The organism is Acinetobacter sp. YH16044 (assembly GCF_013417145.1).
GTDB lineage: Bacteria > Pseudomonadota > Gammaproteobacteria > Pseudomonadales > Moraxellaceae > Acinetobacter > Acinetobacter amyesii.
Genome location: NZ_VPEK01000025.1, coordinates 1 through 23633, shown reverse-complemented (window position 1 = coordinate 23633; position 23633 = coordinate 1). Strand labels below are relative to the sequence as shown.

Genomic DNA, 23633 nt, shown 5'->3' with positions numbered 1-23633 from the left:
AGCGGACAAATGAATCTACAAGAGAAAGTACAATTAATAAAAGAAATCCATGTACTGACCCATCAACTTGAACATCGTGCTTTGAGTTTTTATGAAACTGCGCTTTCCAAACGTCGGATTCATGAAATTTTTGCCTTATGCGACGAACCGATTTTTCAAAAGCAAATATTAAGTTATCGCGCATTAACTGAACCACAGATGGCTGCCACTGAATTTGCCAAACAAACGCCATATTCATGGTTATTTCGTGGCTATTTTACCCGTGACGCTGCACTCGAAAGTGATTTATATCAATATCCAGAAATGGGTTGGGCCTTGCTGCATGACCATGAGTTAGGTTGGCAAGTGTGGATGATTCCAGCCAAACAGCGCACGGCTTTACTCAGTGAATGGGGCAATTTTAGCGAATGCTATGATTGGTTAATTGAGCAACAACAGCTATATAAATGTTTAATCAGTGATACCGATCTACGTCTACATGCCGTACGCCTAAAAGAAGAAGTCAGCACAGCACCAAGCAATGTTGCAGCAAGTGTGGATATCCTACTGCCGATTGAAACGATAAATAATGACGTATCTGTCGATCTAGATCATAGCGAGAAGCAAATCAATGAAGCGGATCTGTTGCTTGATAACTCAAATACAGATAAACTGGAGCCTTCTGCACCTGATACCGCTCCTCTTGTTCTAATTGAGCAACCAACACATGCGCCATCAGAGGAACATCTCAACTCGACAATGGCAGGCGTTGAACTTACTGAACAGATTCAAATCGCTCAATACACCGCTCGCGTTCAAACGCTGCAAAATATCGATGCGCAATTGGCCTTGTATGAATTGCAGTTTATGGATCAGCCTGAACTCACAACGCAGCTTGATGTTCTATTGCATACGACAGATGGTACAGATTGGAAAAACCAGCCGCTGTATTTAGCAGAACAAATCAATACCGAAGGTCGCTTCATCAAATATCTCTTGTTGTTTGGTGCGCAAACGCAGATGGAAGCCATTCGACTCTCTCGGCTATTTTGCCAACAACATCAACATGAACTTGCTGCGATTAAAGTCATGACCTGGGACAATCTAGAACAACTCTGTGCTGAACCTGATCAGCTCTATCAACAGTCTCAGCAGGCTGAAATGATTTGGTCGCAAAACGACCATTACCCCTTTATCCCGGCACAATTAATTCATACGCAAAAATTCATTCATTTTGATGAACCTGAACCGACGCTACATACCCCGTTGTTATTATTACAAGAACGTCAAAAAATACGGTTAATCCACGGTCAAAAACGCATGGCACTCTTGCGTACCGAACAAGCCCTTCCCTATTTGATCCTCCATCGACAGCAAGGTTTAAATTGGCAGAGCATCCAAAATGTGATCCAACAATTACCTCAACCCATTGATGTGATTTCGCTTTATCAAGCACTTAAGCAAATGACCCAAGATTAATTGCATTTATTTTGTAGTTTGGCTTGCATTTATCCGACAAAAATAACAAAACTACAGATGCAGGATACTCAGATGATAATTAAATAGAGCCAAAACATATGCATAAAAAACAACAGTACTTTATTCGGACTTTGCTTTTTTCCGCATCAATGAGCTTGATGTATCAAGTTGCTTGGGCTAATGAAACTGATGCTGTCGTCAATGAAACTGAGGGTGAACATTCGCAGGATGTGCCTGAAACTGAGCAAAATTCATCGTATATCACGCCAAAGACCTATGATTTTTTAGATCAAATTCCACGTTGGATTGATGCAACACCGACCTTCTTACCTGAACAATCAGATCACCCCATTGTTCCGACAACAGAACAAACGGAAAATAATAGCTGGACCGATCGACAACAGAAGAAAGTCCGAAATTGGGCAGATCGAACGGCCGTTCGCATGGATAACTGGTTTGGGCAAAGTGAGCCTGATAAACCAGCCAATGCTACCCTTAGGGTGATTTTAGACAACAGTTGGAATAAGCACGATGAATACGAAATTAAGCCACGTATTCGCGGTAAAATTAAGCTTCCCACTTTAGAAAAAAAATTGAGTGTGGTCTTTGGTGATGACTCACTTGATAATGAATTAGAAAATAATGCTGCAATTACCAATGAAAACCCTGCGGGGCGTAGTGATAAAAATTATGACAATAAGCAAACCCGTGAAGATAACAGTTCACTGGCTTTACGTTGGTCAGAAATTTCAGATCGACTGCCCTTCGAAACTGACGTTGATCTAGGTTTACGTTCTGGTGATGACCTATATGTCCGCTTAAAAGCAGCTAAAAAATGGCAACTCGACAATGATTACAGTTTTTTAGCCGAACAAATTTATCGTTATGGTATCGATAGTGAAAATTATCTAAGAACCAATTTAGAATTAACCCATGCTCGTCCAGGCCAACCCTTTATCTCAAACCAATTCAACCTGACCTATGCAGATGCACAGGATGATGATCTGAAATGGGATAACTTCAGTTACCGCCAACACCAATTTTTTAAAGGTAACCGATTCAACTACGGACTGTATACAGGTGGTTTTTACAATAATGACCAACTGCGTTTAAATAGTTGGGGACCCTATGTGTCATGGCGACAGCCCTTTCTGCGCGAATGGTTTTATATCCAAGGTGATCTCAACTACCTCAACAACCATCGTGACGATAAAAGCCACTTTGTGGGCGCTTTAGTGCGCCTTGAAGCCTTGTTCTAGAACCCGCTATTTCACAGCGAATAAAAAGCCCATCTCAACAGGATGGGCTTTTTTTAAATAACTCAGCTTCAATTTTTCTTAATCACACGCACACGATCATTACGTAGAATACTCGGCTGTTTTTCAGCGACTTTTTTCACTTTAGGAAAACTATACTGAACACGATCATTTCGCATCACACGGCGACTATCTACAAAAGGATTAATATCATATTGTGCGATTTGTTTTGAAACCTGCACACGGTCATTACGCACCATTTTTTGCTTAGCGCTATCTGCCTGAGCAGATTGCATGAGACCCATAGAGAGCAGCGAGCCCACTGCAGCGATCACTAAAATTTTCATCTTAAGATTCCCAACACTTAATGATCGTTATTATAGATTAATTATCTATTTTTAATCTATTTTAAAGATTAAAACATGGGCGTTTTTATTCATGTGCTCTATCGAAAAACCAAATAAAAAAACCTCCCGAAGGAGGTTCATTTCATATCTACCGTTACTTCAGCAATAAGCTGTTAATCCGTTTGATGTATTGGGCAGGATCTTCGGGTAAACCGCCTTCAGCAATCAACGCTTGATCGAAGATCACATTCGCCAAATCATCAAATTGCGCTGAACCTTCTAATTTTTGTACCAACGGATGGGATGGATTGATTTCCAAGACTGGTTTTGACTCGGGAACCGCTTGTCCTGCTTGTTTTAGCATACGGACCAGTTGCGGTGATAACTCACCCTCAGCCACCACCAAACACGCAGGAGAGTCCACTAAACGTGTTGTTACACGCACTTCAGAGGTCTTATCTTTTAACGCATCCGACAGTTTTTCAACAACAGGTTTAAACTGCTCAGCAGCTTCCTCAAGTGCTTTCTTCTCTTCAGCATCTTGTAGATCACCCAAATCAACTGCACCTTTCGATACATTCTGTAATGGTGTTCCATCAAACTCAAAAACAAATTCCATCGCCCACTCATCCACTCGTTCAGTCATGAGCAGCACTTCGATACCTTTTTTCTTGAACAATTCAAGTTGCGGAGAGTTTTTCGCTGCATTCAAACTATCAGCCGTAACATAATAAATGGCTTTTTGGCCTTCTTTCATATTGGCTTTATAGTCCGCCAATGACGTCACGACTTCATCGTTGCTGGCAGTAGCAAAACGTAATAATTTTAAAATACGCTCTCGGTTTGCCATATCTTCGCCCAGTCCTTCTTTCAAGACTGAACCAAATTCTGCATAGAAGGTTTTAAATTTTTCTTGATCTGCAGCATCTTCCGATTTTGCCAAAGCATCAAGTACGGTCAAAATACGACGGGCGTTACCTTCGCGAATCGTTTTCACGTCGCGGCTTTCTTGCAATAATTCACGGCTCACATTCAGCGGCAAGTCTGCGCTATCCACCACACCTTGAACAAAACGTAAATAATTTGGAATCAAATTATCCGCATCATCCATGATAAATACACGTTTCACATAGAGCTTAATTCCTGCTTTAGCTTCACGTGTGAAAATATTGCTTGGTGCGCGAGATGGAATATAAAGTAACTGTGTATATTCCGTACTTCCCTCTACACGGTTGTGTGTCCACGCAAGCGGGGCTTCAAAATCATGGCTCAGGTTTTTATAAAACTCAGTATATTGTTCTTCACTGATCTCATTTTTATTACGCGTCCATAATGCACTTGCTGAGTTAATCGCTTCCCATTCATCCGTCAGTACATATTGACCAGGTTTTGCTTCTTCGCCTTCGGCAGCTTCCTCTTGTTGCCAAACTTCTTTCTGCATCTCAATTGGCAAACTAATATGATCAGAGTATTTATTAATAATCTGCTTAACTTTGTAACGATCTAAATAATCTAAAGCATCCTCGCGTAAATGCAAAATGATGTCGGTTCCACGTGAAGCCTTATCAATTGGCTCTACATCAAACTCACCTGTACCATTACTAACCCAACGTACCGCTTCAGCGGCATTTACCCCAGCACGACGTGATTCCACTGTAATTTTTTCAGCAACAATAAAACCTGAATAGAAGCCCACACCAAATTGACCAATCAATTGTGCATCTGACTTTTGATCACCCGTAAGCTTCGACATAAAATCTTTAGTGCCAGACTTAGCAATCGTACCCAAATGATCAATCGCTTCTTGTTGTGTCATACCAATACCATTATCCGAAATGGTAATTGTCTTCTGCTCTTTATTTAAATGAATACGCACATGTAAATCTGGATCATTTTCATAATATTCAGGATGATTAATCCCTTCAAAACGGAGTTTGTCACATGCATCCGAAGCATTGGACACTAACTCACGTAAGAAAATTTCTGGATTGGAATATAAAGAATGCGTTACCAAATGTAGTAACTGAGCTACTTCTGCTTGGAAGCTATGTTTTTGAGAATTTTGTTCGCTCATCCGTCTCTCCGTTCATATTATGTATTACGATTGAATGCTATATGAATGGAGGGACTTCACTATTTTTCAATAGGCTGAGTGGAAAAATTTTCACAGCATCGCACTCATTTTTAATGTTTAAAATGGCCCCTGCTTATACACACGGTCCATGTAAAGATCTAGTTTTTGCTGTCGCATTTTATATACATCGCTTAAACAACTGACATTGTCACGGCACTGATCGCGTAGTTGTAACCATTTTATTTGTTGATCTTGAATTGCACCACGTGTCCCCATGGGAACCAAATGACGAATAATCGTATAGGTCGTGGCCATTTTGACATCAGCATCATTAATACTACGGTTATCACAAACCGCATGTTCGGTAATGGTTTTCGCCTTTTTACAATCAAAACTTGCGGCATAACTTGTCGAAATAAAATAAGCACTGCCCAAGACCAGCATTCCCTGAATAATTTTTTTCATCGTCTTTTCTCTTCATCCAACTTGCTGATTTATTTCGACTCTAACAGTTCCACCTAAATTTTCTATTGCCTATTTGTTCAATTCGATCAACTGATGAATGGAGTATGCTGCATAAAAAACCCTGCCATTAGGCAGGGTTTTAAGATCAGCTACAGCTTAGAATTTGTAGCTATAACCAATTGTATACACCATAGGATCGATATCTAAATCAAAAGTTTCGACAACTGTTTGAACTTCAGGCTGGATTTGAGCATAACGTGCATCAAAGAATACGCCCCAGTTTTTAGCATCAGCTGGTTGGTAGTTAAAACCAACTTGGCCAGCAAAACCATAAGACTCTTTCACTTTAACCTTTGTGCCTTCTAGCACACCTGAACCATCTTCATCCCAAGCAACAAATGCTGTACCACCCACACCAATGTAAGGTGTAAAGCCAGTTGAATTTTTAAAGTTATATTTCGCAGTAATTGTTGGTGGAAGATGTTTCAATTTAACACCAGCAACTTTTGAACCCGCAGCTGTTACATCCACATCATGACTAATTGGTGTAGCTAATAGTAATTCAGCTGAAATGTTGTCATTAAAGAAATATTCTACAGACGGTGTAAATGCAAACTCATGATCTGCTTTTACATTTAAAGCACCATTAGCAATATCAGTATCTGCAGTTGGAGCAATTACAGAAGCACCAACTTTAACCTGCCATTGACCAGCCATCGCTGAAGCAGACATACCCAATAATGCAATAAGAGCAGCTTGTTTTAACATTTTAAAGCAACCTTCTAGAATGAATAATTAATATTAAACATTAGTATTAAAATTATGCAACATTATTATTTTATAAATTTTTACATTATTATATAAGTCATTATTAATTATATATATTTATTTTAATCATAGTGCAATGCTTGGTTTTATATTTTCACCGTTATAATTAATTTATTATTCATAATATACCAACCTTTTTAATCAGAATTAATAAAATGAATTATTTTAATCCAACCAAAATCCTCAGGATTAAATAACAAAAAAGGCGATTATATAATCGCCTTTTTTATTTATCTTTGAAAATTTTTTAGAGTACCATTGCGGCAATCCAACCAAAGATCATTAATGGAATATTGTAGTGAATGAAGGTCGGGACCACACTGTCTTTCATGTGGTCATGCTGACCATCCATATTAAGGCCTGATGTTGGGCCTAAAGTTGAGTCTGATGCCGGAGAACCTGCATCTCCTAAAGCTGCTGCTGTACCAATAATGGCAATCGTTGCCGCTGGGCTAAAACCAAATTGAATACAAAGTGGTACATAAATAATGGCCAAAATTGGGATTGTTGAGAATGAAGAACCAATACCTAAGGTAATTAATAGCCCTATCAATAGCATCCAAAATGCAGCTAAACCTCGGCTGTTTCCAATCCATTCAACCGAAGCTTGTACCAGTATTGGTACTTGATTCGTAGCCTCAATCACAGATGCAAAGCCCTGCGCAGAAATCATAATGAAACCAACCAGTGCCATCATGCGCATACCACTGATAATGACATCATCGGCTTCTTTCCACTTAAAAATACCTGCACAGCTTAAGATCGCAACACCAACCAGACCCGCCAAAATCATCGACTCAGATATGACTTGAACAGAAAGCGTAGCAACCACTGCAACCGCAGCCATAATCAAAGTAAATTTAGCGACTTGTGGTTTACCATTTTCATCTGCTTTTACATCAGATGAGATGGTGTGCTGTGATTCCTTAACCTGAACGTCAGCATACTCTCGTGGTTTACGGTAGCTATAAAAAACAGCAATTAATAAGCCAACAAACATCCCAAATACTGGAATTGCCATAGCAGTTGGAATTTGATCATAGCTGATGTTGAAACCGTATGGCTTACCAAAGGTATTGATGTTTTGACCTAAAATATCATTAAGGAAAATAGCACCAAAACCAAAAGGTACCAGCATATAAGTCGCCACAAGACCAAAAGTCAGAACACAAGCAATCAAACGACGGTCAAGTTTTAAATGATTAAATACGCTGAGTAATGGTGGAATTAATACTGGAATAAACGCAATGTGCACTGGAATCACGTTTTGTGAACATACGGCGGCTAAAGCGATAGTAGCGAAAATTACGTATTTCACGCGATTCTGGGCTTTCACATTACTGTTACCTTTGAGTTTAGTAATGAGTTGATAAGCCAGTAAATCTGGCAAACCTGAACGCGCAAGTGCCAAAGCAAATGCCCCCAACACGCCATAAGCAAGTGCGATTTGAGCACCGTTGCCTAAGCCACTATTAAACGCTTCGATGGTGCCATGAATACCAAGACCAGCTAACAAGCCACCTGTTACTGCACCAATGATCAGCGCAAATACAACAGGCACGCGTGCCAGCGACAGTCCAAACATGACTGTAATTGCGGCAAGAATAGCAAACATAAGAAAAAAGGGAGTCTGACAAAAAACCGTATTTTATCAGAATTTGCTCGCTATTTAGCCCCCTATCGATGAAACTGCCACTGTTGAACGATTTACTTAAAGCTGCTGTGATTGCGCAAATTGAGCGATGTAACTTGCAATTTTTTCGGGTTGGCTCAGCACGGCCCAATGATTTGCATTGACTTCAACCACGGATAAATTTTCCACCCATTTTGGCAATTCTTTAATATATTCTGGACTGACAAAAGTATCATATTTTAATACGATGGCTTGCACAGGACATATAGCATGACGTTGTCTTGGCTGCGTTAAACGAGGAGTAAAATTAGCACGGTAAAGCGCGATACCATATTTACCGTCATGTTGAATATTATGATTTAACGGCAATTGTTGAGTTCGTTCTAAATCATTAACAATTTTCCCCCATCGCTCTGCATTCAAAAAATGCCAAGCGGCAGGTGCAAGAAATGGTAATTGGAATACTCCGATATACCATGACTTGCTCAACAATTTGAGTAATTTTTTTTGCTGATGTTTAAAGTTATCTCTTAATAAAAATGCAGCATGGTCTAAGCATGGCCCAGATATGGTTGAATAAGACAAAATTCGCGATCTAAACTTTGCTTCTGTGACCGACTCCCAAGATTGAATTGAACCCCAGTCATGCGCAGCTAAGTGAAAACTACGCTCGCCTAATACCGCTTGCGTCACACTATCCAAATCAAGTGAAAGTTGTTCTAAACGGTAATCTCGTACTTTACGGGGCACAGAGGACTGCCCTGCACCTCGCACGTCATAGGTGACGATATAAAATTCAGCAATAAGATGTTCAATAACCGGTTCCCATACTTCCTGATTATCAGGATAACCATGAACCAAAACCAATGCCGGCTTAGTTTCATCACCCCATGTCTTCACATAAAGCCGTTGTTGATCTGTGGTATTCACCCATTGCGTATTTAGTGGTTGCATTCTTCTTGTCCTTTTATCGATTCCATCGAATTGACGTTTTATTTGTGAACATGGGCAATGTGATCAATGCCACAGTTTTGAAACTCATTTAGTATGCAAAGTTCAGCATAAAAAAAAATTGACCCAGTATGAGCATAATCCAGAAAATAATGACAATGCCTATTGTCTCTAAATTCTTACTCAATCATTATGCCCCTTATAAAGGTGCTGGCATTTCGATTGATAAAATTGATCTCGCCAATTATCACATTCGCGTCAAAATGCCATTAACTCGTAAAAATCAAAATATCGTCGGTGTACATTTTGGCGGGAGTCTTTATTCAATGGTTGACCCATTTTATATGTTGATTTTGATGCATCACCTGGGCTCACGTTATATCGTGTGGGACAAAGCCGCAAATATCCAATTTTTATCCCCCGGACGTGGAACGGTATACGCTGACATCCAGCTCGACCCTAATGAAATCAACCATATTAAAAACTTAGCAGATAACCACGCGCCTGTTCTACGGAACTATAGCTTAAATATTTTTGATGAAGCAGGCTTACGTATCGCTGAAGTTCAAAAAACTCTATACATTCGTCGCAAGCAACCCCGTCCACGCAAATAAAAAAGGCGCTTATCTTTAAGCGCCTTTTCATTCAAATTTATCGGATTAGATTAGCGATTTTGCTCAATTGCAGCACCTGCACCACCACCGATTGCACCGCCAATAGCAGCACCGGTGTTACCACCAAAGATACTTTTACCGACTGCAGAACCAATCGCACCACCTACACCACTATATGTGGCATTTCGGTTTGAACCGTTTTGAGTTTTACTGCCGACAGCTGCACCAGCACCCCCACCAACGGCTGCACCTACACCACCACCAACGTTGTTACCCACACCACCACCAATGGCACCACCTAAAGCTGCAGCACCAATACGCTGTTCATTGGGCGACATGCTTTCACAACCAGCAAGCATTAGGGTCGACATCATCGCGACTGCGCATACGCTCATTACTTTTTTCATTGTGATGTTCCTTGTCTTCTTCAATACCTATGATTCTAAAACCATTGTATGAAACAATTAAACATAGCTTGTTACGGCTTGGAGCATAAATGCTGCATTTTGTAAAAACCACGCCTAATCGCTTACGAATCACTCAGGGTTTTCATCCAAAATCATCAAATCTTTTGTTGTTTCACCATTTTCAGTCAGCACAGCATGAGAGAGTTTGGCTTTGCTTTCTGGATCTGTTACCTGATCTAGTTTTAGCGTGCGTTTAATCGGTTCCTGCCCTTTCTTAAACTCTACACCTTCTGCATCAATATTGGTGTTTTGACGAATAATCTGACCGTCCTGCTTCACCGTAGTCTTGGTTTCAATTTTAGAAGTCGGGATGATGACACCACCACGTTGTACTACTGGAATCGATAATTTCTTTTCAGAAAAATCACTTTGGTGATCTGAAAGTTCAATTTCACGTGCCACGATATCCTGACCTTTATTGGTCATTTCTAACACTGTTGCAGTTACTTGGCGTACAGGTTCTTGACCTGCAACACGGCGAATCACTTCTGTTTTTAGTACTGGAACTACAGCTTTATCTTCTACCACAATCGAATTGGGCATAGGTGCAGCAATCGCTGTCAATGAGCTGAATAATGCAGAAACTGCGAATACTTGCTGTGTGAATTTCATCAAAAGACCCCGTTATGTTTAAGTTTAAAAATCAAGAGATTTGTTATGTTCTATTTTTACTATAGGAAATATTTCAATATTAGGAAAGCTTTAATTTTCAATTCATCCACATAAAAAAAGCCACCCGAAGGTGGCTTTTTTGGAATGATTTAAGGGCTAATTAAAGACCGTTAAATTCATCGCTAAATGCTTGGCTTAACGCTTGATCTACATCAGAGAAGTCATTGTGAAGCTCAAGCTCTGCAGCTTCAGACTCTTGACGACGACGTTCTAAGTGGTATGCCAAACCTGTACCCGCTGGGATCAGACGGCCTACAACCACGTTTTCTTTCAGACCACGTAATTCATCTTCTTTACCTGTTACAGCAGCTTCAGTTAACACACGAGTTGTTTCCTGGAACGATGCAGCAGAAATGAACGAGTCAGTAGAAAGCGACGCTTTGGTAATACCCATCAATTGACGTTCAAACTTCGCTGGGAACTTGTTCTGAGCTGCCACAGCTTGGTTTTCTTGAACAACGCGGATGTATTCCACTTGCTCGCCTTTGATGAAGCTTGTATCACCACCGTCAGTGATTTCAACTTTACGAAGCATTTGACGTACGATCACTTCAATGTGCTTGTCGTTGATTTTTACACCTTGCAGACGGTATACGTCCTGAACTTCGTTCACGATGTAATTTGTCAGTGCAACTTCGCCTTTCAAACGTAAGATGTCGTGTGGATTTTGCGGACCATCAGAAATGGTTTCACCACGGTTTACATGTTCGCCTTCGAACACGTTAATCGTACGCCATTTCGGAATTAGCTCTTCGTAAATTTCAGAGCCATCATCCGGAGTAATCACAAGACGGTTCTTACCTTTGGTCTCTTTACCGAAGCTTACGATACCTGAAATTTCAGCAAGGATCGCGTGTTCTTTCGGTTTACGTGCTTCGAACAAGTCAGCTACGCGTGGAAGACCACCGGTAATATCACGAGTACGTGAAGATTCTTGTGGCACACGACCAATAACATCACCGACACCAATTGTTTCGCCATCGCGCACAGTCAGAATCGTGTTTTGTGGTAGGAAGTAGAACTGTTCGCCGCCATCTGTTGTATCCAATACAACAGCTGGACGCATATCTTTACCAGATGCTGGACGTGAAGTTACTGGAAGTACCTCAATAGTCGTCATACCTGTTGCATCATCAGTTTTCGATGTCACAGTTACGCCATCAGCGATTTGGCTGAAACGCACTTTACCTGCAACTTCGGTAACAAGTGGATGTGTATGCGGATCCCAAGTCGCTACGATACCGCCAGCTTCCACAGCTTCGCCATCTTTAATGATGATTGAAGCACCGTATGGAATTTTGTAACGTTCGCGTTCACGACCGATGTCATCTGCGATACCGATTTCACCTGAACGTGAAGTTGATACCAAGTGACCTTTAGCGTGTTGTACTGTTTTCACATTGTGGAAACGTACTGTACCTTTGTTACGAACTTGTACGCTGTTAGCAGCAGAAGTTCGGCTCGCAGCACCACCTACGTGGAACGTACGCATTGTTAACTGTGTACCTGGCTCACCAATTGATTGAGCAGCCATTACACCCACAGATTCACCTGGATTCACCAAGTGACCGCGAGCAAGGTCACGACCGTAACATTTCGCACATACACCGAAAGTAGATTCACAGTTTACAACTGAACGTACTTTCACTTCATCGACACCTTGCTCTTCTAAGTAGTTTGCAAGTTTTTCGTCGATTAAAGTATTACGTGGAAGAATCACATCATCCGAACCTGGTTTCTTCGCATCTTCAGCAAGTACACGACCCAATACTCGAGTACCTAAGTTCTCGATGACATCGCCACCTTGAATGAACGGAGTCATTACAAGACCGTCGAAAGTACCACAATCTGGCTCAGTAATTACCAAGTCTTGTGCAACGTCAACCAAACGACGAGTCAAGTAACCTGAGTTCGCAGTTTTCAATGCAGTATCGGCCAAACCTTTACGTGCACCGTGTGTTGAAATGAAGTACTGAAGTACAGTCAAACCTTCACGGAAGTTTGCTTTAATTGGTGTTTCAATGATCGAACCATCTGGTTTCGCCATCAAACCACGCATACCCGCTAACTGACGAATCTGAGCTGCCGAACCACGGGCACCTGAGTCAGACATCATATAGATCGAGTTGAATGATTTTTGTTTCTCGTCTTCACCCTGTTTGTTTTTAACAGTAGTGAAAGATAAGTTGTCCATCATCGCTTTCGCTACTTGGTCGTTTGTACGCGCCCAAATATCGACAACTTTGTTATAACGTTCGCCGGCAGTTACGAAACCTTGCTCGAATTGTTGTTCAATTTCGCGAACTTCAACTTCAGCTTTTTCGATAATTGCTTGTTTTTGTGGCGGAATCAACATGTCTTCCATACCAACAGACACACCTGAGTGAGTCGCTTGACGGAAGCCCAAGTACATCAATTGGTCAGCGAAGATAACAGTATCTTTTAGACCTAATTTACGGTAGCAAGAGTTGATCAATTTAGAGATGTTCTTTTTAGTCATCTCAACGTTGATTTGTTGGAAATCCATACCTTCAGGTACAACTTCCCAAAGTAAACAACGACCTGGAGTTGTGTCTACAACAATGGTTTGTTGTTCACGGTTACCATTTTCGTCAATGACTGTTTGATGCACACGCGCTTTAACACGGGCATGCAGATCCACTTGGCCTGTTGCAAGTGCACGGTTTACTTCGTCAGTATCCGCAAACACCATGCCTTCACCTTTGGCATTGATCGCATCACGAGTGATGTAGTACAAGCCTAAGACAACGTCCTGAGAAGGTACGATGATTGGCTCACCGTTCGCAGGAGAAAGAATGTTGTTTGTTGACATCATTAACGCACGAGCTTCTAACTGAGCTTCAAGTGTTAATGGTACGTGTACCGCCATTTGGTCACCGTCGAAGTCGGCGTTAAATGCCGCACAAACTAACGGATGAAGACGGATTGCTTTACCTTCAATCAGGGTTGGTTCAAATGCTTGAAGACCCAAACGGTGAAGTGTAGGCGCACGGTTCAACATCACTGGATGTTGACGAATTACGTGAGCAAGTACGTCCCAAACTTCTGGAGTTTCACGCTCAACCATTTTCTTCGCAGCTTTAATGGTTGTCGCTTGGCCAGACGCTTGTAGTTTCGCGAAAATGAATGGTTTGAATAATTCAAGCGCCATTTTTTTCGGAAGACCACATTGGTGCAGACGTAAAGTTGGACCTACAGTAATTACCGAACGACCAGAGTAATCGACACGTTTACCCAATAAGTTTTGACGGAAACGACCTTGTTTACCTTTGATCATGTCTGCCAAAGATTTAAGAGGACGTTTGTTCGAACCGGTAATTGCGCGACCACGACGACCGTTATCAAGCAATGCATCTACAGACTCTTGTAACATACGTTTTTCGTTACGTACGATAATGTCTGGTGCTGCAAGGTCTAAAAGACGTTTTAAACGGTTGTTACGGTTGATTACACGACGGTAAAGATCGTTCAAGTCAGAAGTCGCAAAACGACCACCTTCTAGAGGAACCAACGGACGAAGATCAGGTGGAAGTACTGGAAGTACATTCATCACCATCCATTCTGGTTTGTTGTTCGACTCTTTGAACGCTTCCATCAATTTCAGACGTTTAGAGGCTTTTTTAAGCTTCGTTTCTGAAGTTGTATTTGGAATTTCTTCACGAAGACGTGAAATTTCAGCTTCAAGATCGATGTCTTTCAACAAATCTTGAACTGCTTCTGCACCCATTTTCGCAGTGAATTCATCACCGTGTTCTTCTAAAGCAGTGAAGTATTCTTCATCGTTTAGAAGTTGGTATTTCTCAAGTGGAGTCATACCTGGGTCAGTTACAACGTATGATTCGAAATACAATACACGTTCGATATCACGTAAAGTCATGTCTAAAAGCAGACCAATACGGCTAGGAAGTGATTTTAAGAACCAAATATGTGCAACTGGAGAAGCAAGGTCAATATGACCCATACGCTCACGACGTACTTTTGCAGTTGTTACCTCAACGCCACATTTTTCACAAATGACGCCTTTGTATTTCATACGCTTGTATTTACCACACAAGCATTCGTAATCTTTTACTGGACCAAAGATTTTGGCACAGAATAAACCATCACGTTCAGGTTTGAACGTACGGTAGTTAATGGTTTCAGGCTTTTTAACTTCACCATGAGACCACGACTTAATCATTTCTGGTGACGCAAGACCAATACGGATGCGATCAAACTCTACAGGAGCATGACCGTCTGAATCCGTCTTTTTGCGCATGATATCGAGCAAGTCTTTCAATTTTTTTCTCCGTGTGTTGTGGAGATTTTCACTTCACAACTGGGTCACAAATATTGTTTTTTAACTGAATTTTAATCCCCCTTAATCCCCCTTTTTCAAAGGGGGAAAAGTCCCTCTTTTGCAAAGAGGGATTTAGGGAGATTTAATGGAGATTCTTAGTCACCATTTTTCAGTTCAATGTTGATACCTAAAGAACGGATCTCTTTGGTCAATACGTTGAACGATTCAGGCATACCTGGGTCCATGTAATGGTTACCATCTACAATGTTCTTATAGATACGGGTACGACCTTCAACGTCATCCGACTTCACAGTAAGCATTTCTTGAAGTGTATATGCTGCACCGTAAGCTTCGAGTGCCCATACTTCCATCTCACCGAAACGCTGACCACCGAATTGTGCTTTACCACCAAGCGGCTGTTGAGTTACTAGAGAGTAAGAACCAGTAGAACGCGCATGCATCTTGTCGTCAACCAAGTGGTTCAGTTTCAACATGTACATGTAACCTACAGTTACAGGACGGTCAAAACGTTCACCTGTACGACCATCATACAATACTGTTTGACCAGTACGTGAAATGCCACCAAGTTCTAACAATTCTTTAATTTGTGATTCTTCAGCACCATCAAATACTGGTGTTGCTAAAGGAACACCTTTACGCAAGTTACCTGAAAGCACCAAGATTTCTTCATCAGTTAAGCTATCAAGATCTTCTTGTTCGCCACCAACTTTGTTGTAAATCTTGTCTAAGAAATCACGAAGCTCAAGTACAGTACGTTGCTCTTTCATCATCTTGTCGATTTGATCGCCAAGACCTTTAGCCGCCATACCTAAGTGAGTTTCAAGAATCTGACCCACGTTCATACGTGATGGTACACCCAGTGGGTTAAGTACAACATCAACTGGAACACCGTTTGCATCGTGTGGCATGTCTTCTACAGGCAAGATGTTGGATACAACACCCTTGTTACCGTGACGACCCGCCATCTTATCACCAGGCTGGATACGACGTTTAACTGCAAGGTAAACCTTCACAACTTTTAATACGCCAGTTGTAAGTTCGTCACCTGTAGAAAGTTTGCGTTTTTTCTCTGCAAATTTCTCGTCAATTTCAAGGCTCTTCTCTTTCAAGAACACTTGAATTTGAGTTAAACGTTCAGCAATCGCTTCATCGACTGGTTGGATTTCAATAAGATCAACCAACTCAAGACCAGACAATAACTCTTCAGTTAATTTGTCACCGCGTTTAGTTGTACCGCCACCGTTAGATTCTTGACCTTTCAATAGACGAACAATACGTTCACGAGCCGCTTCTTCGAAGATTTTGTATTCTTCTTTCAAGTCTTTACGGTAAGCATCAAGTTGTGCTTTCTCAATTGCTTGAGCACGTTCGTCTTTTTCAAGACCGTCACGTGTAAATACTTGAACGTCAATTACAGTACCTTTCACAGATGAAGATACACGTAATGAAGAGTCTTTTACGTCAGCCGCTTTTTCACCGAAGATTGCGCGAAGCAATTTTTCTTCCGGAGTTAACTGAGTTTCACCTTTAGGCGTTACTTTACCTACAAGAATGTCACCAGCAGTTACTTCAGCACCGATATAAACGATACCTGATTCATCCAATTTAGAAAGTGCAGCTTCACCCACGTTCGGGATATCCGCTGTAATTTCTTCAGCACCCAATTTGGTATCACGTGCAACACATGAAAGCTCTTGGATGTGGATAGACGTTAAACGATCTTCTTGAAGTACACGCTCTGATAGTAAGATCGAGTCTTCGTAGTTGTAACCGTTCCAAGTCATGAACGCTACACGCATGTTTTGACCCAATGCCAATTCACCGCCATCTGTTGATGGACCATCAGCAAGAACGTCACCACGTGCAACTTTATCACCTAAACGTACAACAACGTTTTGGTTGATACATGTATTTTGGTTCGAACGTGTGTATTTGATCAGGTTGTAGATATCTACACCTGCTTCGCCTGCCACCATCTCTTCTTCGTTTACACGAATAACGACACGAGAAGCATCAACGAATTCAATACGACCACCACGTTTCGCAAGTACACACACACCCGAGTCATGCGCTACGTTTGCTTCCATACCTGTACCAACAAGCGGTTTGTCAGCACGTAATGTAGGAACAGCCTGACGCTGCATGTTTGAACCCATCAATGCACGGTTGGCATCATCGTGTTCAAGGAACGGAATAAGTGATGCCGCTACAGATACAACCTGCTGAGCAGATACATCCATATGCGTTACTTTTTCTGGTGGAATACGTACGAATTCACCTTGGTGACGTACAGATACGAATTCTTCAGTTAAGTTACCGTCTTTATCGATACCAGAATCGGCCTGTGCAATCACAGTACCTACTTCTTCAATCGCAGAAAGGTATTCAACGTCATCCGTTACACGACCATCAACAACTTTACGGTATGGAGTTTCCAAGAAACCGAAGTTATTACATTTCGCATAAACAGAAAGTGAGTTGATCAAACCAATGTTTGGACCTTCAGGAGTCTCGATTGGACATACACGACCGTAGTGAGTTTGATGTACGTCACGTACTTCGAAGCCCGCACGTTCACGAGTCAAACCACCTGGGCCCAATGCTGATACACGACGTTTGTGTGTAATTTCAGACAACGGGTTGTTTTGGTCCATGAACTGAGACAACTGGCTTGAACCAAAGAATTCTTTGATTGCAGCAGCAACTGGTTTCGCATTGATTAAATCTTGCGGAGACAAGTTATCAGTTTCAGCTTGAGATAAACGTTCTTTAACAGCACGTTCAACACGAACTAGACCAACACGGAATTGGTTTTCTGTCATTTCACCAACAGAACGAACACGACGGTTACCCAAGTGATCGATATCGTCGACTTCACCTTTACCGTTACGGATTTCAACTAATGTTTTCAATACATCAGTGATGTCTTCGTTCGAAAGAATGCCTTCAACTTCACGAGACTTCTGATCCGTACCCACTTCGTAAGGACGACCCAAACGACGGTTGAACTTCATACGACCTACTGGTGATAAATCATAACGTTCAGAAGAGAAGAACAAGTTGTTGAATAAGTTTTCAGCAGCTTCTTTTGTTGGTGGCTCACCTGGACGCATCACTTTGTAGATTTCTACAAGTGCTTCTTCACGACCAGTTGTAGTATCTGCACGTAAAGAATCCGCAATGAATGGACCACGGTCGATATCATTGGTATAAAGTACGTTGAATTGTTTAACGCCGCCTTCAGCCAATTTCACCATAATTTCATGGCTAAGCACGGTATTTGCCGCAACAACTTCGCCATCACGTAACGTTACATCTTCAGCAACAATACGTTCATATAGGTATTCATCAGGAACAGAAAGTTTTTCAAGACCTGCTGCTTCCATTTGACGAACATGGCGCGCGTTAATACGTTTACCTTGTTCAACAATTGTTTTACCGTCTGTACCCACGATATCAAACTGTGCCATTTCGCCACGTAGACGTTCTGGAACCAAGTCAATTTGATAGCTACCCATATCAAGATATACAGGTACTTTTTCGTAGAACATGTCTAGGATTTGTTCGTTGTTATAACCCAAGGCACGAAGCACAACAGTCGCAAGTAATTTACGACGACGGTCAATACGAACATAGACAAGATCTTTTGCATCGAATTCAAAGTCTAACCATGAACCACGGTAAGGAATGATACGAGCAGAATAAAGAACTTTACCGCTAGAGTGAGTTTTGCCTTTATCGTGGTCAAAGAACACACCTGGTGAACGGTGTAATTGAGATACGATTACACGCTCAGTACCATTGATCACAAAGGTACCGTTGTCTGTCATAAGTGGCATTTCACCCATGTAGACTTCTTGCTCACGCACATCTTTGATTGTTTTAGTTTCGCGATCTTTAATGATCAGACGAATTTTTACACGCATTGGCGCCGCATAAGTTGAGCCACGAAGAATACATTCGCGCACATCAAATTCAGGCTTACCAAGACTATACTCAACAAATTCTAAAGCAGCATTGCCAGAATAACTTTCAATAGGAAAAACTGAACGAAATGCGGCTTGGAGACCGATATCTTCGCGGTTTTTTGGAGTTTTGCCGTCTTGAAGGAAAGTTCGGTACGAGTCGACTTGAATCGCGAGCAAGTACGGAACATCCATTACCTTGGGCAATTTACCAAAATTCTTACGGATCCGTTTCTTTTCGGTATATGAGTATGCCATCTGGAGTCCTCGGAAAGTAAACTAAGTCCGCCTGCAGAACGAACTTAGAAGGAATTACGCAGGCCGATATGGCCACCACTTTCACAAATGCTGCAATTTTTAGTGGTATTAAAACGCTTAACAATATTTTTTTTACTGAAAAATATTGGTAAGCGTTTGGTTTTATAAATTATTTTTAATTTGTATGATTTTTATATCATGCAAACAAAAATCGAGCCGATAATTGTAACGCAAAAAGGCTGATGACCCAAGGGCCACCAGCCATTTTTTGGAGCCGATTATAAAAAAATCGACTCCCCTTAAGATTACTTAAGTGTAACTGTAGCACCAGCTTCTTCAAGTTTTTTCTTAAGTTCTTCGCCTTCTTCTTTAGAAACGCCTTCTTTAAGAACTGAAGGAGCGCTTTCAACAAGATCTTTAGCTTCTTTAAGACCAAGGCCAGTAGCTTCACGAACTGCTTTAATTACAGCAACTTTGTTAGCACCGAAAGAAGTCAACTCAACGTTGAATTCTGATTGTTCTTCAGCAGCAGCACCAGCAGCGCCAGGAGCAGCAGCAACTGCTACAGCAGCAGCAGATACGTTGAATTTTTCTTCGAAAGCAGAAATAAGTTCAACAAGTTCAAGAACAGTTTTTTCAGCAACTGCGTTTAAGATTTCTTCGTTTGTTAAAGCCATGAGAGTAACTCCAAATGGGTATTGAATGGTGTGTAAATTGATTTAAGCTTAAGCAGCTTCTGACTCGTTTTTCTCTTTGAGCGCTGTAATAAGGCGACCCAATTTCGAAATAGGAGCTTGAAGAACGTTTGCAAGCATAGTAAGCGCTTTCTCTTGGTTTGGAAGGTTCGCGATAACGCTAACTTCAGCACCTTGATAAACTTTACCGTCAAATGCAGCAGCTTTAAGTTCAAATGCTTTATTAGTTTTAGCAAATTCTTCGAACAAACGAGCAGCTGCGCCCATGTCGTCTTCAGAAGTTGAGAAAGCTAAGATTGTTGGGCCAACAAGGTTGTCGCTCAAGATATTGAATTGAGTATCTTGAAGAGCACGTTTAGCCAAAGTGTTACGAACTACGCGAGTAGCAACACCTAGTTTACGAGCTTCAACACGTAGAGCAGTTAATTGCTCAACAGTTAAACCTTGATAGTCAGCAACAACAGCAGCATACGCAGTAGAAGCAACTTCAGTTACTTCAGCTACGATCTGTTTTTTGCCTTCGATAAGAAGAGCCATTGTAAAACCTCCTAACGGTGATTTATGCACCTATACAGATGCACTCCCAATTCGTTAGCTCATCACTGAACCAACACGCGGAGGAGGAACAAATCACACCACCGCGTCTACTCAGGCTGGGCTATTAAGAAGAAAGCATAAAACTCCCCTCGCCTGAGGTCTTTGACGCTGATAAATCTAAATTTATCAATTCAAAGTTTGCCTGAATTACGCAAAATACGACGGAGCGTTTCTTGCGTAATATTTAAAGCAGCGCTTTAAATAATACTCAGGGCTTTAAAATTCTGTAATAAGTCGAAACTTATTTAGAAACGTTTGCCACATCAACAACAAGACCAGGACCCATAGTAGAGCTTAGAGTGATCTTTTGGATGTAAACACCTTTAGAAGTAGCAGGTTTTGCTTTCTTAAGGTCTGCTACAAGAGCTTCAACGTTTGAACGAACAGCTTCAGCAGTGAAACCTACTTGACCGATCGCAGCGTGGATGATACCTGCTTTGTCTACACGGTAACGTGCTTGACCAGCTTTCGCATTTTTAACAGCAGAAGCTACGTCAGGAGTTACAGTACCCACTTTAGGGTTTGGCATTAAGCCACGTGGACCAAGAATCGTACCTAACTTACCAACAACGCGCATTGCATCCGGAGCTGCAATTACTACGTCAAAGTCAAGGTTACCCGCTTGGATGCTTTCAGCAAGATCATCAAAACCAACAACGTCCGCGCCTTCAGCTTTAGCAGCTTCAGCAGCAGCGCCTTGAGCAAACACAGCTACACGTACAGTTTTACCAGTACCTGCAGGAAGTGTAGTCGCGCCACGAACAACTTGGTCAGATTTACGAGGATCAACACCTAGGTTTACAGCAACATCCAAAGATTCTTTGAATTTTACTGCTGGAAGGCCGTTAAGAACTGCAACTGCTTCTTCCAAAGTGTAAACTTTGTTAGCTTCAACAGCAGCAACAATGGCTTTTTGACGTTTAGTTAATTTAGCCATGTCTTATAGCTCCACTTCCAAGCCCATAGAACGCGCAGAACCAGCAATGGTACGTACACGTGCGTCTAAATCAGCACCAGTAAGATCTGGTTCTTTAGTAGTCGCAATTTCTTCTAATTGAGCGCGAGTCAACTTACCAACTTTAGTTTTGTTAGGTACAGCTGAACCCTTTTGGATGCCCGCAGCTTTCTTAAGAAGAATCGCAGCAGGAGGAGTTTTCATGATGAATGTGAACGACTTGTCGTTGTACACAGTGATCACTACTGGAATTGGAAGACCAGCTTCAACTTTTTGTGTCGCAGCATTGAATTCTTTACAGAATGCCATGATGTTAACACCACGTTGACCTAGTGCAGGACCAATCGGTGGAGATGGATTTGCTTTACCAGCTGGAACTTGCAGCTTGATATAGCCGTCAATCTTCTTAGCCATTTCAATTACCTCTGGGTACTAACGCCGCTAGGCTCCCCATACATATAAGTAACGATACCGTTACAACAACAATGCCCGACTCATAACAAATCGGGCGTTTATCAACCAAGTTAAATTAAACCGATTTTTCGACTTGGCGAAATTCCAGCTCAACCTGAGTTGGTCGATTAAATACATTAATCGTCAACGTTAAACGTGACTTATCGTATAGAACTTCTTCCACCACGCCTTTAAAATCGGTGAATGGACCGTCAATTACGAGTAATTCTTCACCTGGTTCAAACATCGTCTTAGGACGAGGTGCTTCGCCAGTATTGCGTACACGTGCAAGAATCGCATCAGCTTCTTTTTGCGTAATTGGTGCAGGCTTTTCTGCAGTACCACCGATGAAACCTAATACTTTTGGACATTCTTTAACAATGTGCCAAGTTTCATCATTCATTTCCATCTCGACTAACACATAGCCGGGAAAGAATTTACGCTCAGATTTACGTTTCTTACCATCCTTCATTTCCACTACTTCTTCAGTAGGGACAAGGACTTCACCAAAGCTATCGGCTACAGCGCTACGCTGGATTCGATCATTAAGTGAGCGTAACACTTGTTTTTCATAACCAGAATAGGCATGAATAATGTACCAACGTTTCATAGCTCTCTTACCCGATAATAAACTTCATTAACCAGCTCAAAGCATAGTCAAAGCACCATAATAAAATAGATGCCACTAAGACTACCGCAAGTACCTGCCAAGATGTGGTCATGGTCTCTTGCTTGGTTGGCCAAGTCACTCGACGTAACTCAATTCGAGCATCTTTCAACAATCGAACAAAGCCTTTGCCTTGATGGGTGGCGTATAATAAACCTAAAGCCACGATGATACAAGCCAAAATTACCCCAACACGGACCCAAACATCATTCGCTGGTGCCCAGTATGCTGGCAAATGTTGATTCACCATCATAGAACTACCGAGTAAAATCAACGCGATAACCCACAGAACATAGTCTAAAGGGGAACCAGAATTAACAACTTCAGCAGGATTATTTCTTTGAGGAATTGGCGCGTCGCTTAATGCGTCACGCGATTTATCATTCGACATTTTTGTACTCGTCGTAGGATTCGCGACTTATTATATGACCAGTTGAGCCAGCATCAAGCTTCTTTTTAAAAAAATTTGGCAGGCCAGGAGGGACTCGAACCCCCAACATTCGGTTTTGGAGACCGACGCTCTACCAATTGAACTACTGACCTGCAGAGCAAATCGAGAGTCGAAACTCTCGATCTGTACAAAGATAACTGTATTATATTATGCAGTTACTTTAGAAACAACACCCGCACCAACTGTACGGCCACCTTCACGGATCGCGAAGCGTAAGCCAGCGTCCATTGCGATTGGGTGGATTAATTCTACTGACATTTCTACGTTGTCACCAGGCATAACCATTTCAACGCCTTCTTTAAGCGCGATTGCACCAGTTACGTCAGTTGTACGGAAGTAGAACTGTGGACGGTAACCGTTAAGGAATGGAGTATGACGACCACCTTCGTCTTTAGAAAGTACGTATACTTCTGCGTCGAATTTAGTATGCGGTTTGATTGTACCTGGTTTAGCAAGTACTTGACCACGTTGAACGTCTTCACGTTTAGTACCACGTAGAAGAACAC

At 41.6% G+C, this 23633-nt stretch carries 19 protein-coding genes, 1 tRNA gene and 1 pseudogene; 3 read left to right on the top strand and 18 right to left on the bottom strand.

The window, feature by feature from the left end; translation table 11 throughout:
- The first annotated feature begins 9 nt into the window (after positions 1-9).
- Both FTV38_RS12930 and FTV38_RS12925 read left to right on the top strand, forming a co-directional pair.
- On the top strand, positions 10-1458 hold the full coding sequence (locus tag FTV38_RS12930; RefSeq protein WP_180022686.1) for a hypothetical protein: 1449 nt from the start codon (positions 10-12) through the stop codon (positions 1456-1458).
- A 98-nt stretch (positions 1459-1556) separates the two neighbouring features.
- Entirely contained in the window at positions 1557-2717 is a 1161-nt protein-coding gene (locus FTV38_RS12925; RefSeq protein WP_180022685.1) for a hypothetical protein, read from the top strand.
- A gap of 68 nt (positions 2718-2785) precedes the next feature.
- Here FTV38_RS12925 and FTV38_RS12920 read toward each other — a convergent pair whose 3' ends face one another.
- The 6 genes from FTV38_RS12920 to FTV38_RS12895 all read right to left on the bottom strand — a co-directional run bounded on the left by FTV38_RS12920 (position 2786) and on the right by FTV38_RS12895 (position 9015).
- On the bottom strand, positions 2786-3061 hold the full coding sequence (locus FTV38_RS12920) for a hypothetical protein (RefSeq protein WP_180022684.1): 276 nt from the start codon (positions 3059-3061) through the stop codon (positions 2786-2788).
- 154 nt (positions 3062-3215) lie between these two features.
- Positions 3216-5135, bottom strand: a complete 1920-nt coding sequence (gene htpG / locus FTV38_RS12915; protein WP_180022683.1) for a molecular chaperone HtpG — start codon at positions 5133-5135, stop codon at positions 3216-3218.
- Positions 5136-5252: 117 nt separating this feature from the next.
- Positions 5253-5600: a lysozyme inhibitor LprI family protein gene (locus FTV38_RS12910; protein WP_078189819.1), complete on the bottom strand. Its 348-nt coding sequence runs from the start codon at positions 5598-5600 to the stop codon at positions 5253-5255.
- Positions 5601-5756: 156 nt separating this feature from the next.
- Positions 5757-6368 carry an OmpW family protein gene (locus FTV38_RS12905; protein ID WP_111885838.1) on the bottom strand — a complete coding sequence of 204 codons (612 nt, stop codon included), beginning with the start codon at positions 6366-6368 and terminating at the stop codon, positions 5757-5759.
- A 307-nt stretch (positions 6369-6675) separates the two neighbouring features.
- Positions 6676-8043 carry a Na+/H+ antiporter family protein gene (locus tag FTV38_RS12900; protein ID WP_180007047.1) on the bottom strand — a complete coding sequence of 456 codons (1368 nt, stop codon included), beginning with the start codon at positions 8041-8043 and terminating at the stop codon, positions 6676-6678.
- Positions 8044-8139: 96 nt separating this feature from the next.
- Positions 8140-9015, bottom strand: coding sequence for an alpha/beta fold hydrolase (locus FTV38_RS12895; RefSeq protein WP_180022682.1), 876 nt, complete (start codon positions 9013-9015; stop codon positions 8140-8142).
- Positions 9016-9143: 128 nt separating this feature from the next.
- On the opposite strand from FTV38_RS12895, the gene FTV38_RS12890 reads away from it, so the two are divergent.
- The gene (locus tag FTV38_RS12890; protein WP_078189823.1) at positions 9144-9626 is read left to right on the top strand and encodes a DUF4442 domain-containing protein; all 483 of its coding nucleotides are present in this window, start codon (positions 9144-9146) and stop codon (positions 9624-9626) included.
- A gap of 50 nt (positions 9627-9676) precedes the next feature.
- On the opposite strand, the gene FTV38_RS12885 is transcribed toward FTV38_RS12890, so the two are convergent.
- The 12 genes and pseudogenes from FTV38_RS12885 to tuf all read right to left on the bottom strand — a co-directional run.
- Positions 9677-10033 carry a DNA transfer protein p32 gene (locus FTV38_RS12885; protein ID WP_078192840.1) on the bottom strand — a complete coding sequence of 119 codons (357 nt, stop codon included), beginning with the start codon at positions 10031-10033 and terminating at the stop codon, positions 9677-9679.
- A gap of 129 nt (positions 10034-10162) precedes the next feature.
- Entirely contained in the window at positions 10163-10705 is a 543-nt protein-coding gene (locus FTV38_RS12880; protein ID WP_180022681.1) for a hypothetical protein, read from the bottom strand.
- A 160-nt stretch (positions 10706-10865) separates the two neighbouring features.
- Positions 10866-15065 (bottom strand): DNA-directed RNA polymerase subunit beta', encoded by a 4200-nt coding sequence (gene rpoC / locus FTV38_RS12875; protein ID WP_078192842.1) that lies wholly within the window; start codon positions 15063-15065, stop codon positions 10866-10868.
- A 155-nt stretch (positions 15066-15220) separates the two neighbouring features.
- Entirely contained in the window at positions 15221-19309 is a 4089-nt protein-coding gene (gene rpoB / locus FTV38_RS12870) for a DNA-directed RNA polymerase subunit beta (RefSeq protein ID WP_180002850.1), read from the bottom strand.
- 305 nt (positions 19310-19614) lie between these two features.
- Positions 19615-19986, bottom strand: a complete 372-nt coding sequence (gene rplL, locus FTV38_RS12865) for a 50S ribosomal protein L7/L12 (protein ID WP_078189828.1) — start codon at positions 19984-19986, stop codon at positions 19615-19617.
- Between the two features lie 48 nt (positions 19987-20034).
- Positions 20035-20541 (bottom strand): 50S ribosomal protein L10, encoded by a 507-nt coding sequence (rplJ, locus tag FTV38_RS12860; protein WP_111885844.1) that lies wholly within the window; start codon positions 20539-20541, stop codon positions 20035-20037.
- 301 nt (positions 20542-20842) lie between these two features.
- On the bottom strand, positions 20843-21538 hold the full coding sequence (gene rplA, locus FTV38_RS12855) for a 50S ribosomal protein L1 (protein WP_078189830.1): 696 nt from the start codon (positions 21536-21538) through the stop codon (positions 20843-20845).
- 3 nt (positions 21539-21541) lie between these two features.
- Positions 21542-21970, bottom strand: a complete 429-nt coding sequence (rplK, locus tag FTV38_RS12850; RefSeq protein WP_004868049.1) for a 50S ribosomal protein L11 — start codon at positions 21968-21970, stop codon at positions 21542-21544.
- 115 nt (positions 21971-22085) lie between these two features.
- Positions 22086-22619 carry a transcription termination/antitermination protein NusG gene (nusG, locus tag FTV38_RS12845; protein WP_078189831.1) on the bottom strand — a complete coding sequence of 178 codons (534 nt, stop codon included), beginning with the start codon at positions 22617-22619 and terminating at the stop codon, positions 22086-22088.
- Between the two features lie 7 nt (positions 22620-22626).
- A complete protein-coding gene (secE, locus tag FTV38_RS12840) occupies positions 22627-23067 on the bottom strand; it encodes a preprotein translocase subunit SecE (protein ID WP_078189832.1) in 441 nt (146 codons plus the stop codon).
- Positions 23068-23143: 76 nt separating this feature from the next.
- Positions 23144-23219 (bottom strand) — tRNA-Trp (locus tag FTV38_RS12835).
- Between the two features lie 55 nt (positions 23220-23274).
- Positions 23275-23633: pseudogene (gene tuf, locus FTV38_RS12830) on the bottom strand (elongation factor Tu); the annotation flags it as partial.

What these genes read in the sequence shown, in the direction of transcription:
- rplA (WP_078189830.1), bottom strand. Translation starts at nt 21,538, where the DNA reads ATGGCTAAATTAACTAAACGTCAAAAAGCCATTGTTGCTGCTGTTGAA.
- rpoB (WP_180002850.1), bottom strand. Translation starts at nt 19,309, where the DNA reads ATGGCATACTCATATACCGAAAAGAAACGGATCCGTAAGAATTTTGGT.
- FTV38_RS12925 (WP_180022685.1), top strand. Translation starts at nt 1,557, where the DNA reads ATGCATAAAAAACAACAGTACTTTATTCGGACTTTGCTTTTTTCCGCA.
- rplL (WP_078189828.1), bottom strand. Translation starts at nt 19,986, where the DNA reads ATGGCTTTAACAAACGAAGAAATCTTAAACGCAGTTGCTGAAAAAACT.
- FTV38_RS12930 (WP_180022686.1), top strand. Translation starts at nt 10, where the DNA reads ATGAATCTACAAGAGAAAGTACAATTAATAAAAGAAATCCATGTACTG.
- FTV38_RS12895 (WP_180022682.1), bottom strand. Translation starts at nt 9,015, where the DNA reads ATGCAACCACTAAATACGCAATGGGTGAATACCACAGATCAACAACGG.
- htpG (WP_180022683.1), bottom strand. Translation starts at nt 5,135, where the DNA reads ATGAGCGAACAAAATTCTCAAAAACATAGCTTCCAAGCAGAAGTAGCT.
- FTV38_RS12910 (WP_078189819.1), bottom strand. Translation starts at nt 5,600, where the DNA reads ATGAAAAAAATTATTCAGGGAATGCTGGTCTTGGGCAGTGCTTATTTT.
- FTV38_RS12890 (WP_078189823.1), top strand. Translation starts at nt 9,144, where the DNA reads ATGAGCATAATCCAGAAAATAATGACAATGCCTATTGTCTCTAAATTC.
- FTV38_RS12900 (WP_180007047.1), bottom strand. Translation starts at nt 8,043, where the DNA reads ATGTTTGCTATTCTTGCCGCAATTACAGTCATGTTTGGACTGTCGCTG.
- FTV38_RS12885 (WP_078192840.1), bottom strand. Translation starts at nt 10,033, where the DNA reads ATGAAAAAAGTAATGAGCGTATGCGCAGTCGCGATGATGTCGACCCTA.
- FTV38_RS12905 (WP_111885838.1), bottom strand. Translation starts at nt 6,368, where the DNA reads ATGTTAAAACAAGCTGCTCTTATTGCATTATTGGGTATGTCTGCTTCA.
- rplK (WP_004868049.1), bottom strand. Translation starts at nt 21,970, where the DNA reads ATGGCTAAGAAGATTGACGGCTATATCAAGCTGCAAGTTCCAGCTGGT.
- nusG (WP_078189831.1), bottom strand. Translation starts at nt 22,619, where the DNA reads ATGAAACGTTGGTACATTATTCATGCCTATTCTGGTTATGAAAAACAA.
- rplJ (WP_111885844.1), bottom strand. Translation starts at nt 20,541, where the DNA reads ATGGCTCTTCTTATCGAAGGCAAAAAACAGATCGTAGCTGAAGTAACT.
- FTV38_RS12880 (WP_180022681.1), bottom strand. Translation starts at nt 10,705, where the DNA reads ATGAAATTCACACAGCAAGTATTCGCAGTTTCTGCATTATTCAGCTCA.
- FTV38_RS12920 (WP_180022684.1), bottom strand. Translation starts at nt 3,061, where the DNA reads ATGAAAATTTTAGTGATCGCTGCAGTGGGCTCGCTGCTCTCTATGGGT.
- secE (WP_078189832.1), bottom strand. Translation starts at nt 23,067, where the DNA reads ATGTCGAATGATAAATCGCGTGACGCATTAAGCGACGCGCCAATTCCT.